A 13,107-nucleotide genomic window follows, 5' to 3' on the forward strand; every position below is an offset into this window, starting at 1 on the left:
ATCGCCGCGGACAGTTCGAGCAAGCTCTCCAGGACCGATGGGCGCTCTCGCACAGCACTCGTTTGGTCATCCGCAGTAGGTACGGCGGGTTGACCGCGACGCGCTCGGCGAGCAGGTCGCAGGGCTCGTTGACGCGGGAGACCAGACCCCAGCCGAGGGTGGTGGTGGCGTCGATCGGGGTCGCCGGTGAAGCCAGCTCGGCGGCGCGGGCGCCGACGGCGTGGGGGAGGAGCCAGGCGCCGCGGTCGCCCGGGGACGATGTCGACTTTGACGAAGCTTTCGACAAACACCGCGGTGGTGGCGGCGACCCGCAGATCGCATCTGAGCGAGAGGTCGCAGCCGGCCCCGGTTGAGGATTGGTGTCTGTAGTCGGCGGGATATGGGCAAATTTGGCCAGGAATCGTCTACTTTTTGTCACGGCGTCTTCGAGTTGGCGTGGCGCGAAAACCCGAGGCTGATATGGGGTAGGTGGCCCCGAAGGGCGGCCGGCTCCAGCTTCGCTGCAGAACCCGGCGGGTCGCCCGAAATGCCATGGTGGGTCGCGCGTACAGTCGGGCGCCTGACTTGAGGAGGTGGGTCATCTCCGCGTTCGAAGAACTGCAGGCGTTCGGATGTCTGGGTACTGAGTGCCTGGCATTGATCAGCAAGCTGGTCCGCGAAGAAGTTTCGCGTTTCCCGGCGCTCGCGCCGTCCGCCGGCTGGCAGCCAGCGGACCAGGAAGACCTGGTCGGGGAATTCCTGGCCGATCGACTGGAGAAAGTCACGGCGAACCTGCTCGCCTTGGCCACCGACGACGCCTCCATGGGCCGGCTTTTGCGGATGTCGATCCGCAACTGGCTGGTCGATCAGGCTCGCCAGACCGCTGTCGGCGCAATCCGGCGCTCGGTCGAGAAAGTGCTGGCGGCCGACAGCACCTTCGAGAAGGTGCCACCACGCGAACCGGGCGCGGGCCGGTGGCGGCTGGCCAACTCGGGAGCGATGCCCTGGTCGGGCTCGGCCGCCGACCTGCTGGCGGCCGCTCGAGCCGTACCGAATGTGAGGATTCCGCCGTGGAGCAGTGCCACGCGCCGCCCGCCGATGGCCGACGGGCCTTCGATCGCGGCGGTGATCCGGGCGGTGCTGACCAAGGCCGCGGGTGCCATCGAGGTCGCCCAGCTGGTCAATGTCTTCGTCGCTCGCTTCCCGGCGGCGCTCGACCCCGCCACGCAGCCTCTGCCGGACGCCGCCGAGCACGACATCCCCGACCGGGACACGGCCGCCCCGGAGGAGCAGGTCGTCGCGTTCGAGGAGGAGATCGACGCTGCCGCGGACGCCACGGGCATCGTCGCGATGCTCTCGCCCGAGGAGCGCGCCATCGTGCGGCGCATCGACGACGTCTCGGCGATCCAGGAACTCCTCGGCTGCGGCCGCAGCCAGGCCTACCACCGCGTCAGACGGGTAAAGGAGAAACTGGGACACCTCGTCGGCGAAAGCGAAGACGTGCGTGCGGTGGCGCTGGAGGTGATCCGGCTGTGTGGTGGTCCATTGAGCGAGGAATGATCGGCTGCCTGCCCGGACGCCTTCCGGGTTGTGACGTCAGGTCCAGATGGCGACCCACTCGGTCGAGTGATACGGGAGGACACCATGAGTGACCCTGACGTGCCACAGAGGTTTCTCGAACTTGCCAAGCGGGCTGGGCGACCCGCGCTGACCAGCGCGGGACTGCGAGCGCGATTCGGCGAGGCAGGTGAGGAGGAGATCCGCGTCGGCCAGGTGTGGCGGGCGCGATGGGAGAAGGTCAGCATCCTCGTGTTGGTCTTGGCCGTCGAAGCCCGGGAAGTCCTGGTTTCGCCGGTGACCATCGACCCACCGGCCGAAGACCGCGATTGCCTGGTGGTGGGCGGCTCGTCCACCGCGTTCGGAGTCGATGCGACGGTATGGGCCACCTTGTCCGCGCTGATGCCCATACGCGTGCTGGACCGAGTGCTCGACGTCTGGTCCAGCGAGGTGGTCGGCTGGTGCACGGACCTGGCTCAGAGGCGATCGACACTGGCGCCGCCCGGGACCTGGCTCGGGCGCGGGGGAGAGTCGGAACTCGATCCGGTCGCGTCCTTGCGGGCGGAACTTGCCGACGAGATGGATTCGCTCCGGCGAGCTCCCGGGCTGCCCGAAGAGGCTGCGGGGACGCCGACGCCGAGCCTGAGGTCGCTGCTAGGCGGGGGAGTCGACCTTCCGTCGCTGGGTTCTTCGCTGGGAATGCGTCAGTCGGAGGTGATGAGGCTGCTCAGGGGCAAGATCCCGCTAAGACCCGACCAGATTGCGACGATCGCACGGGTGACCGGAGTGGAATCGGCGGAGATCTCCCGGACGGTACGGCCCCTGCCTGCGGAACTCGTCGCTGTCGCCGAGCACCCTCGATGGCGGCACGTCTGGCACGAGCGGGCTCGGCGAGAACGCATCAGCGAAACCGAGGCCCGGCTGTCCGGTGCTTACGGCGCCTTCGCCCTGGCCGCGAGGGAAACCGGCGGCAGTGCCCCGAACTGGGACGAGCGGCTTCGACGCTATCTGTCCGGCGAGCAGACTGGCCGGGGCGGCGCGTGATGCGGGGCCGGTTCGCGGAAGAGGCCGCCGCTCAGGCCGAGGCCATGATCGCCGTGGTCGAACGGCGCCATCCCGGTGCACTGGCCGCGCTACGGGAGGGGCCGCTGGACGAGCTCCGGACGTGGCGGGACATCGTCGTCGAGCTGGTTCCCGAAGGACACGGCGGTGGACGGTGCTCGGTCGCCGGGAACTACCGGGACGAGACCGAGCCGCCGACCTTGGTGGTGGGCGAGTCGCGGTCCCGGCGCCGCCGAGGCTTCACCGGGCTCCACGAGCTGGGTCACCACCTTCAGCAGACGGACCCGGAGCTGGGGCGACGCCTGTTCGACTACCAGGACTCCGAAGCGTTCGAAGACGCCGCGTGCGACGCCTTCGCCGCGCGGGTTCTCCTGCCAGACGAACAGGTAAAGGACCTCATCGATCCACGAGGCCCGACGGCTCCCGCCGTCGTCGAGCTGTTCCACCACTCGCAGGCATCTCGCGAGGCGTGCTGTGTCCGTGCCGCCGAGCACCTGACCGGTGGTGGCGTTGTTGTTCTTCTCGACGCAGGCGGCTCGGTGATCTTCGCGGCCCCGCGAGGGATGTTGCCGCCCGCGAAGGGCTCCGATCAGGCGGCGACGCCGTTGATCGCCGCAGCCCTGCGCGCCTCGGCCACCGTCGAACGGGACAGCACCTTCATCGCGTTCAAGAACAACAGCACCAGCGACACCCTGTACGGGCAGGCGGCGTGGTGCGACGAAGACTACTTGGTCGCGGTGCTCGTCCCGGACAACGCCGCGTGGCGGCCGTTCGCGCCGCCGCGGCCGAACACGTCTCGCTCCCGGTTCGGTTCGTGGTGGACGTGTGAAATCGAGACCTGCGGCGAATCTTTCAAGATCACGGAGGTAGCCTGCCCGAAGTGCGGTACACCTCGGTGTCCGAACGATCACTGTGGGTGCACTACAGCCCGTCAGCAGGAAGATCGCCAGTGCAACACCTGCTACCTCACGTACCCGCCGGCACGGTTCAAAGGCGACAGCCCGACCTGCAAGACCTGTGTCGAGGACGCCGGCTAGCAGGCCGGACCTGGGTCGGCGTACGGGCATCCGGACGATCTCCGAGGTGCGACGTCAGTCATGGGTGAGTCGCCGAACGGCGACTCACCCAGCCCCCGACTGGGTGTCACGGCGTCCCGGCGCCCAACCCCGAGGTAGTAAACCGATGAGTTACACCGAAGAAGTCCTCGACGAAGTCCGTAGCAAGGCCGATGCGCACAAGGAGCCCTTGGCCGAAGCGCGGATCCGGCTGGACCTGGTCCGGTCCGTGGCCGGGACGTTCCCCGGAACGGTCCGGACCTACCGCAGCGGCTCGCTGCCGCAGCACACCTTCATCCACCCGGTCGGTGACGGCGACGGCGGAGTCGTGCTCGACCGCCGCGTCTACCCGAAGCTCGGCCCCGACGGCGACGGCGAAACGCCCTCCGAGATCGCCGGCGAGCTCTGCGCGCTGCTCGGCCCCGCCGTGCGCGAGATCTACCCGAAGGCCCGCTGCAGCACCTCGAAGCGCGGCCCGAAGCTCTCGTTCGGCCAGCCCATCGACGGCCAGGACCCCACCGTGGACATGGTCGTCGCGCTGACCCGCAAGACCGGCGCGGGCCTGTGGATCCCGAACCTCAAGACCAATACATGGGAGGCGTCCGACCCCGAACGGCACGTCGAACTGTTCACCTCCGGCAGCCAGTCGCTGCGCCGGACCCGCCGCCGCGTCGTCCGGCTGCTGAAGGCGTGGAACAAGCAGTACAACCAGCCTGGCTTCTCCTCCCACAACCTCACGGTCTGGGCCTGGGAGTTCATCAAGCCGAAAATGGGCATGGCGACGGCGTTGAACGCGGTACTGACCAACGCCGCGGCTCGGGTCGAAGCCGGCCGCGCGACGCCCGATCCGGCGGGCGTCTCGCCCAACGTGAAGCTGCTGGTCTCGCGTGACATCGCGGCCAAGCGGCTCCGGACGGCCGCCGACGGGCTCGCTGAAGCCCTGGAGCACGACGACGACCGTGAAGCCGTGCTCACCGCCTTGTCCGGGGTCTTCTTCAAGTACGTCGAGAACCCGTCGCCCAGCGGTCTGGCGGGCAAGGTCGCGGCCCTGCGGCGGAACATCCCGGTGGCCACGGCCACCCTCGGTCTCGGCGGCCCGTCGACCCTGATCCGGCCGACCCGGGCCTACGGCGCCGCGGAGCCCCGGGAGTGAGGAACGCGCCAGCGTGGCGAGCGCCGGCTTGGTACGCCAAGCCGGCGCCCCGGCTCCTGTTCCAGCACCGGCTCGCCGCGTGTGACCTCCCGGTGCACGTGGTGCGGCCGCCGAGACGTCTCCGCGGCGGCTTCGCCGTCGCCGTCCGGCTCGACCTCCCTGATCTGCCCGTCCAGACGGTCACGGTGGTCTTCGGTCGCGCGGCCCCCAACGTCCCGCACGTCTATGCGGACGTGGCGTCGGACTCCCCGCACCGATACCCCGACGGGTCGCTCTGCATGTGGTACCCCGGCGACCCGGCCGAGCAACGCTGGACTCGTGCGGACGGCCCCGTGGCGCTGCTTGGGCACGTTGTCGCTCATCTGCTGCGTGAGCAGTGGTGGCAGCGCACCGGCGAATGGCCCGGCGAAGAAGCCGCGCACCTACCCACCGCCGGAGTCGGCGAGACCGGCACAGAGGCTGCATGACCGATAATGGCGTCGTGACGAACCCCGTCATCGTGACCACCACGACGGTGACCGCACCGAGCGGAGGAATTCCTGCGGCCGGCGACACCAGTGTGCTCGTGGCCGCGGTGGTGTCCGGAGCCTTCCTCGCGGCTCTCATCACCGCGGCGATCACGATCTGGCTCGCGCGCAGGAAAACGCGGGAGGAGGAACGCAACCGGCTCCGGGCGGCGTTCGCTGAAGCGTTCGCGGCGTACCAGGCCTACAAGGAGTTCCCCTACGCCATCCGGCGACGTCGCGTCGACGCACCCGGCGAAGAACGGGTCAGGCTGTCCGAGGCGCTGCGCTCGGTACAAGCGGACCTCGCGTATCACTCGGCCTGGATCGTCATCGAATCCGAACAGGTCGGCAAGGCCTTCGCGGAGCTAATCAAGCAGGTCCGCGCGACCGCCGGGACGGCCATGCACGAAGCGTGGAACGCGCCGGCAAACAACACGGACAGCGCGATGAACATCCCTCCGTCGCTCGTCGACCTCGGGGAGCTGACGAACCACGAAACCGTCTACATCGACGCGGTCCGTGCTCACCTCCGACGGCTTGCTCCGTGGTGGTCGAGATGACAAACCGCTTCGTCGGGCGTTCGAACTCAGCTGGTGGGAAGCACCTCAGGCCTGCGCAGGCGGGTGTTCGCGACTCTGCTGAAGGCCAGGGATAAGGCTGGCGGCGTCTTCACCGGGGAAGACTTGATGCACGAGATCGACCAGGTCGGCGAACACTTCGCCGCCCACGGCGCGATTCCGTTCGCCCGGACAACGCAAGGCCGGCCGGTCAACTTCCAGGCCAGCTCGTCGGAGCGCGGCCGTGACAGGCCGCGAGGTACGCCGACGCGGTGTTCATCGCCCAGCAACGGAGCTGGCACTGCTGCCAGTGGGTGTTGCGTTTCCGGTCGCCGGTGCGACACCTGTAGGTGATCGAACCGACTGAGCCCGGGTCGCCGCGGCGTCCGGTGTTGACGCCGATCCCGCGGTGGGTGATCGCCGCCGGACTGCCGATGATGATCGTAGTCGCGGTTGCCGCGGTCTGGCTGCTGCTGGGGATGCGGGTCGACGGCGACAGGCTCGACGCCATCCGGACCGGCGGCACGCTCGGCGTCGGTCTCGGCGGGGTGGTGGCGCTGTGGCTGGCGGTCCGGCGGCAACGGTCGACCGAGCTCGACGTGCTCCAGAAGTACGAGATTCACCGGCTGGCGGAACGCACCGCGCAGGACGCTCGGGACGACTTCATCGACCGGCGGATCACCGAGCAGTACACCAAGGCCGTCGAGCAGCTGGGTCAGAGCGCGCCGGTCCGGCTCGGCGGCCTGTACGCCCTGGAACGCCTGGCGCAGAACAACCCCGGCCAGCGGCAGACCATCGTGAACGTCCTCTGCGCGTATCTGCGGATGCCGTTCACGCCGCCGGTTCGCCCGGCCGAGACCTTCGACGTGACCCTGCGCCGGGAGCCCTCGGTGCGGCCGGGCAAGGCCGCACCGAGGGCATCGATCTGCGTCATCAGGAGCTGCAGGTTCGGCTGGCGGCTCAGCGAATCCTGGCCGACCACTTGATCACCGAGGACAGCGAGAAGCGGTGGGCGGACATCGATCTGGACCTTACCGGTGCCACGCTCGTCGACTTCGACTTCCACGACCGACGGGTGCGTGAAGCCAAGTTCGCCGACGCGACGTTCATCGGTGACGCCGATTTCTCGAACACGGCGTTCGACGGCAAAGCCACGTTCAGCCGAGCGCAGTTCACCGGCCGGGCTGAATTCTCCAACGCAGTGTTCGCCGCGGCTGCGTGGTTCTTCAAGACGTGGTTTCTCGGGAGCGGCAACTTCCGGCTCACCTCCTTTCGGTACCTTCGCTTCGAAGGCGTGAGAGTGGACGGTCCTCTCGCCTTCGAAGAGGCGAAACTTGGGATGGCTTGGTTCGGAAGCGCTTGCTTTTTCCAGGCCGTGAACTTCGCGAACGCGTCGTTCGATGACGGCGACAACGATCTTTACCGCGGAGCCGCCCGGTTCCTGGCGTCGGTGGCGCTGGTTCCTGCGAACGATGCCAGCCGCTGGCCTCCCGGTTGGACGATCGATCGCTGTGGTGACCCGATCGACTTCCCGGACTTCCCAGGAGAATGGCGAAATCTGCGCTTCGACAAGACGGAAGCTACGCCCGCGCCGCCAGCGAGTTGAGCAGCTCGGTGGTCGCCGCGCGGTCTCGGGCAGCTCGGCACGACCACAAGGATCTTTTGCTTCCCGTCGGACAGTAGGCAGAGGAAGCTCGGGTTCGAGCTGCCGGTCAGTACGGCCAGCCGGACACGTTCAACCGGATGCTGTAGGGGCCGAAGTCGCCGCTGTCACCTCCGGAGGGCGGTGTCCCGAAGGTGATGAAGAGCGTCCTGCCGTCCGGGCCGCCGAACGCCACACGAACACGGCGCGGGTGCCTGTGGGGTTCCAGAAGTCGGTTCGTGGATCTGACCTGCGGTGGCGGGCGCGTTCAATGGGCAGAGCATGATCGCCAGCCATGGCGCTGCGTTTGCTCTACCTGATCTTCCTCCGGCTGGTGAGCGTGCTGGTGTTGCTTGGGCGCTCGTCGGCGTCGAAGGACGTCGAGCTGCTCGTGTTACGCCACGAGGTGGCCGTGCTGCGCCGAGGCAACCCGAAACGTCGCCTGAACTGGGCTGACCGGGCTGTTCTCGCTGCGCTGGTTCGGCTGCTGCCCACCGGGCTGCGGGCGCACCGGTTGGTCACCCCGGGCACGATCCTGCGCTGGCACCGGCGCCTGGTCGCCGGGAAGTGGACCTACCCATACCGAGCCGGCCGTCCGCCCGTCGACGAGGCGCTCACCGAGCTGATCGAACGGATGGCCAGGGAGAATCACCACTGGGGGTACAAGTGGATTCAGGGTGAGCTGTTCAAGCTTGGTCACCGGGTCGGTTCCTCGACGATTCGGCGGATCCTGAAGCGTGCGCGGATACCACCCGCGCCGGACCGGCAGAACAACACGACCTGGCGGCAGTTCTTGCGCACGCAGGCGGCGACGGTGCTGGCGTGCGACTTCTTTCACGTCGACTGCGCGTTCACCCTGAAGCGGATCTACGTGTTCTTCGTGCTGGAGGTCGGCAGCCGCTACGTCCACATCCTGGGAATGACCTCGAATCCGGACGGCGTGTGGACTACGCAGCAGATCCGCAACCTGGTGATGGATCTCGGCGGTCGAGTCGGCGAGTTCAGGTTTCTTGTCCGCGATCGGGCTGGTCAGTTCGCGGCCTCGTTCGACACTGTCCTGGCCGACGTTGGCGTCGAGACGGTAAAGATCCCTCCGCGCTGCCCGCGGGCGAACTGCTACGCCGAGCGGTTCGTGCTAACAGTCAGGACCGAGCTGACCGATCGCATGTTGATCGTGGGCGAGCGGCATCTGCGCGCCGCGCTCGCTGAGTACCTCCGGCACTACAACGGTCGACGGCCGCACCGGTCCCGCGAGCTTCGACCACCCCGCCCGACCTATCCCATGGCGAACCTCGGCTCTCAGCGGATCAAGCGACAGCGACTCCTCGGAGGCCTGATCAGCGAGTACGAACGGGCCGCGTAAAGCTACTGGTCAGGGCCGGTGTCTGACTTTTGGAACCCCACAGGTCAACGAGTGCGAACGGGATGCGTAATTCGCTGGTCAGCGCCGGTGAGCGAATTTTGGAACCCCACAGGCCTGTCAAAGGAGCCCGACCTGGCGGAGGGTTTCCTCGCCCGAGGCGTCCTTGACGGTGTGACCGTGTTCCAGGCTCTTCAACGTCAGGACACCCTGGCGGACGCCGTCGGCGTGGAACGTCGACCAGTTGCGGCACTCCGGGCAAATGCGACCGGTGATGAAGGGACGCAGCAAATGCAACCGGTGGCGGGTGTCTTTCAGGTAGAGACTGTCCACCTCCACGTCGGGCTCGCGGTAGGTCATCGTCCGCGTCGGCACAACGGGATGATCGCCCATCAGTTCGCGATAACTGATCGCGGCTTCCTGGCGGATGCTGTCCCACCTGACCGCAGTGACGTGGATGAGCGAGAGGTCGGACAGGAACTTCGCAGCCGCTAGTAAAGCGCGGAGATCGGCTGTAGCGGACTTGGTCGCCTGCGGCAGGTCGGTCGAATCGACCTTCCGTAGGTGTGAGTCGTCGTTGCGGCGGTCGTTGAGCCTCTTGCGGGCCGCGGCGACCTCGTTGCTCGCAAGGAGCGAGCGGAGGTCGCTCAACGGGTGCGCCTTCGGGAGGTTCCGGAAGGCTTTGCCGTCTCGCACCTCTTCCAGGATCGCGGACCAGTCGCCGAAGCCCAAGCCTTTCCCTTTGGCGAGGGAGGCCTGGACCGTGCTGCGATACCCGACGTTGACGTTCGCTGTCCTGGCGAGAGCCAGGGTTAGGTTAGCGGTGTAGCACAGAAGGACTTCAGCGGCTTGCAGGATCGCGTCGTAGGCGTCCCTGGAAGGGCCTGCGCTGAGTTCCGCTTCCACGATTCGCCAGCGGTAAGCGACCGGGTAGGGGAATCGGGTTCGGACGATGTGGTCCTGGTCGGTGATGTTCGACGCGGCTTCCAGCCGAAGTCGTGAGTTGCGTCCGTGCTCCACGAGCCGTGCCCGGGCCGCTTCGAAGTCTTCGTTGTCGGGGAATGCGGCCTCCAGGACGGCTGCGGCTTCCACTCGCCACGCTTCGAAGCTCCGTTCGGCATCGGCCAGGTCGGACAAGGCGGCGCTCAAGGATTCGTCGGGTCTTGGCAGTGGCAGCCCTCGGAGAGTTTGTCGGTTTAGCGTGCCTACCGCGCCGCTGGGTGCATCAAGCAGTTCACGGGCTAGCTCTGAACGCAGGTACTGGACGAGCAGCGAGCGTTGAGACCCGTCGAAGTCCGCTTTCGGGCGCAACACGGCGACGCCATTGGTGGCGACCGCGGGCAAATCCTCCTCGGCGACTTCGGCCAAGATCAGTTTCTGCCCCGCCATCGTGATGGCCCTGACGACGATGTCGCCCGCCTGAAGTTGCCTGGCCGACGGTACTTTGGCCCACTCGGTGTCTTCGTCCGGGAAGGCGATGGTGCCGTCTCGCTTGATCTCACGGCCACCGATGACCCTGATCGCTCCGGGAATGTCGGCAGTGCACTTGTGTGCTCGGTCGGTGGTGAGGTTGAAACCCGATGGCTGGACCTCGAAGATTTCGTCTAGCGTTCCCGCGCCACCAAACACGGTCAGGGAGTCGCGTCGGGCTTTCAAGCGTGGGGCGTGGCGGGCAAAAGCCAACGATTCCCCGGGGGCTGGCACCTCTGGTAATACATAGCCGAAGGCACCCTGCCCGCTTTTTCTCGCGAGCAATCTACCAAAGTCGTCGAGCACGGCCACGCTGTCGTCGGCGGCGGAGCATTCGAAGATTCGCAGCGGTCGCCTCTCGCCCTCGACCCTGGGGCTGAGGAAGACGGTCGCGACGACGACCCGGTGGTTGAGACCCGGTAGGAGGCCTCGAGAGTACTGGACGAGAACCGGTTGCCAGTCGCGCCCGAGTTGCTCCCTGAACGGTTCGGATTCGATCGAAACCAGGCTCGTCGCCGGGATCACGGCTGCGAGCAACGCGCTGGAAGTCGGCGGTGTGCACTTCAAGAGCATGAGCTCGTGCTCGTACCGGCTCACCTCACCCGTACGACGGCGTTCACTGCGGCCCCACGGTGGGAGAAGAAGCACGGGTCCTTTGCTCAGGGCGCCGGTCACCGCTCCGGGAAGGTTGGCTGCCGTCGCCACTTCATTCATCGGCCAGGTTTGAGGTAAGTCGTCCCAAGCCGGCCCCAGCTCGTCGTCCGCGAGTCGCAAGGCGGCGGGCGGGGCCTTGGTGATGTTTCTGAATGCCCGGTCGACCAGGGTGAAGTAGAGCGGCGGTGTACGACTTCCGGGTGGGTGATTCGTGGCTCCGCTTGACACAGTGATCAAGCATACGGGAGGCACGGCGTCGGAGACGGACGACGTGGGTTCGCTTGCTGGTCCTCAGGCGGGGCGGCCCGATCGTGGTGATATCGGATCCCGCACACTTGCCGCTCGGCCGGGTTTGATGTGGAGGTGGCGGTGGCTCGCAGGTCATCTCACGACCACCTTGGCGAGGCGGTCGGCAGCGCGCTCCGGGCGCGAGATCTGGAACGTGCTCCAGGCCTGGCGGATGCGCGATTGAGGTGGTCGTTGCGGTCCGACGGCGTGATTGCAGGGTATCCGCCGCCAGGTTGCTCGTCTGCGAAGGTCGATGACCGCTTCAGTGCTGAGCGGCCGCGCTCGGACTTGGTCTTCCGGCAGGACGCGCCTGTGGCGAGCAGGCACATCGGATGCAGTGGCTCGGCGAGGTTTCCGCACTGCAGGAAAGCCTGCGCCACATCACGAACAAGAAGCAGCAAGCCGAACGTCTCCGACAACGCGCTGAGCGCTATGGAACCGGCGCCGAGGCGCTCTGTTGAGGATTCAAGCGCACACGACGCCTTGCAGGACTATTGAACGACACGAGAGGTGCATCGCCTTCGCTCTCGGCGATTGATGTGCTGTGCGATCCGTACCTCGTCCTGCGACTATGTCGTCGTTACGGCCGGTCGGCCAGTACTTTGGCGAGCTCTACACCCAACGTCGGGAGAACCTCGGTGTACAACGTTTCCTGCTCGCATCCCTCGCCCGTGGTGGCGATCGCCGCAGCCAGCTCACGAAGGTCAGGTGCACAGCTCGCAGACAACGACGCGGCTAGGACCCGGCCTCGGTGCAGTTGGTCAGGAGTTTGCTCACGCTTCACACCTTGCTGCCAAAGCCGTGTCGACATGCCGACTGCGCGGATCGGTCGGCCGACGCGGGCACCCACGTCCGTGATGATCCTGATCCCGTCGGCGTCGAGGTCGCCCCACGCGGCCAGAGGAAGGTCCAGCGAGCGTAGGAACCGGACGACACCGTCCCGAACGTAGCCTTGACCCCACACGCATAACCAGCGTTCGGAGACCTCCGGCAGCTCACAGACTCGTTCGAACGCTTCAAGGTTCTCGATCAGCAGGATCCCGTGCGCTGCGCACGTCGTATAGCCCAGCGTGCGCAGTCCTTGGGCAGGCACGCTCAGCCACGGCCGGCACGCGGCCGCGTCTGCGATCGTGCCCTCTGCCACCCAGGTCAGCGGGCCTCGCAGCCGTACCTCGGTGTCGGCTTCGTCGACGGCTTGTTCGAACTGCCGCTGGATCAAGTTCGTGAAGGCCAGCTGCCTGGGCAGCGTCCAGCGCTTGGTGTTGCGCCAGGCTTGCCCGGCCAGTTCCTTCGCGGACACCCGCTCACTGGCTGCGGACTTGCGGAACCACAGCACTGCCGCGCGGAGGGCGGCTTCGTAAACCGGCCATTTCGACGTTCCGGCGGCTGATCCGGCCGGCACTCGCAGGACTGGTTGGGGCGGTGCGGCGGCCAGCACCCGGTGTTCGGCTGCCAAGTCCGGGCACGACGCGGTCAACGCGACGAGTTCGGCGTGCACGGCCAGGGCTTCTGCTGCCCGTCGAGCGCGCTCCGACTGCCGCTCTGCCCGTCGATCGGCCAGCACACCCCCGGACAGAGCCGCCAGCGTTTCGCGGAGGCTGATTCCGTCGGTGACACGGCGGCGCAGCTCGCGGTCCAGCCGTTCGAGTGTCACCCGTTTCCGGCCAACGTCTGTGACCTTCCAGCCGAGCAGCCAGCGGAGCGTGTCCTGCTCTCCGGGTTCGAGCTCGGACAGGTCAAGCACAACCGAGACGGCGCCGCCGTCTGCTTCGACGCGTTCGCGAACAGTGGTCCGCAGCCAAGCCCAGTCGTCGCCGGACAAGG

General features: G+C 67.1%; 12 protein-coding genes. 10 read left to right on the forward strand and 2 right to left on the reverse strand.

Going from position 1 to position 13,107, the window contains the following annotated elements:
* The first annotated feature begins 636 nt into the window (after nt 1–636).
* The 9 genes from ACWED2_RS09680 to ACWED2_RS09720 all read left to right on the forward strand — a co-directional run bounded on the left by ACWED2_RS09680 (nt 637) and on the right by ACWED2_RS09720 (nt 8,874).
* Nucleotides 637–1,539, forward strand: coding sequence for a hypothetical protein (locus ACWED2_RS09680; RefSeq protein ID WP_449690022.1), 903 nt, complete (start codon nt 637–639; stop codon nt 1,537–1,539).
* A gap of 84 nt (nt 1,540–1,623) precedes the next feature.
* Entirely contained in the window at nt 1,624–2,580 is a 957-nt protein-coding gene (locus ACWED2_RS09685; protein ID WP_449690023.1) for a hypothetical protein, read from the forward strand.
* Nucleotides 2,581–2,624: 44 nt separating this feature from the next.
* A complete protein-coding gene (locus tag ACWED2_RS09690; RefSeq protein WP_449690024.1) occupies nt 2,625–3,635 on the forward strand; it encodes an ImmA/IrrE family metallo-endopeptidase in 1,011 nt (336 codons plus the stop codon).
* A gap of 145 nt (nt 3,636–3,780) precedes the next feature.
* A complete protein-coding gene (locus ACWED2_RS09695; RefSeq protein ID WP_449690025.1) occupies nt 3,781–4,806 on the forward strand; it encodes a hypothetical protein in 1,026 nt (341 codons plus the stop codon).
* Nucleotides 4,803–5,273, forward strand: coding sequence for a hypothetical protein (locus ACWED2_RS09700; RefSeq protein ID WP_449690026.1), 471 nt, complete (start codon nt 4,803–4,805; stop codon nt 5,271–5,273). Before ACWED2_RS09695 ends, ACWED2_RS09700 begins: the two co-directional genes overlap by 4 nt.
* Nucleotides 5,274–5,320: 47 nt before the next feature.
* The gene (locus tag ACWED2_RS09705; RefSeq protein ID WP_449690027.1) at nt 5,321–5,872 is read left to right on the forward strand and encodes a hypothetical protein; all 552 of its coding nucleotides are present in this window, start codon (nt 5,321–5,323) and stop codon (nt 5,870–5,872) included.
* Nucleotides 5,873–6,303: 431 nt separating this feature from the next.
* Nucleotides 6,304–6,855, forward strand: coding sequence for a hypothetical protein (locus tag ACWED2_RS09710; RefSeq protein WP_449690028.1), 552 nt, complete (start codon nt 6,304–6,306; stop codon nt 6,853–6,855).
* Nucleotides 6,852–7,475: a pentapeptide repeat-containing protein gene (locus ACWED2_RS09715; protein ID WP_449690029.1), complete on the forward strand. Its 624-nt coding sequence runs from the start codon at nt 6,852–6,854 to the stop codon at nt 7,473–7,475. Before ACWED2_RS09710 ends, ACWED2_RS09715 begins: the two co-directional genes overlap by 4 nt.
* A 331-nt stretch (nt 7,476–7,806) precedes the next feature.
* Nucleotides 7,807–8,874 carry an integrase core domain-containing protein gene (locus ACWED2_RS09720; RefSeq protein ID WP_449690030.1) on the forward strand — a complete coding sequence of 356 codons (1,068 nt, stop codon included), beginning with the start codon at nt 7,807–7,809 and terminating at the stop codon, nt 8,872–8,874.
* A gap of 117 nt (nt 8,875–8,991) precedes the next feature.
* Here the strand turns inward: ACWED2_RS09720 and ACWED2_RS09725 are convergent, their stop codons facing one another.
* Nucleotides 8,992–11,223 carry a hypothetical protein gene (locus tag ACWED2_RS09725; RefSeq protein WP_449690031.1) on the reverse strand — a complete coding sequence of 744 codons (2,232 nt, stop codon included), beginning with the start codon at nt 11,221–11,223 and terminating at the stop codon, nt 8,992–8,994.
* A gap of 392 nt (nt 11,224–11,615) precedes the next feature.
* On the opposite strand from ACWED2_RS09725, the gene ACWED2_RS09730 reads away from it, so the two are divergent.
* Nucleotides 11,616–11,744, forward strand: a complete 129-nt coding sequence (locus ACWED2_RS09730; RefSeq protein WP_449690032.1) for a hypothetical protein — start codon at nt 11,616–11,618, stop codon at nt 11,742–11,744.
* A 119-nt stretch (nt 11,745–11,863) separates the two neighbouring features.
* Here ACWED2_RS09730 and ACWED2_RS09735 read toward each other — a convergent pair whose 3' ends face one another.
* A complete protein-coding gene (locus tag ACWED2_RS09735) occupies nt 11,864–13,105 on the reverse strand; it encodes a Wadjet anti-phage system protein JetD domain-containing protein (protein WP_449690033.1) in 1,242 nt (413 codons plus the stop codon).
* Nucleotides 13,106–13,107 lie beyond the last annotated feature (2 nt).

It is taken from the genome of Amycolatopsis sp. NPDC005003, assembly GCF_053600695.1.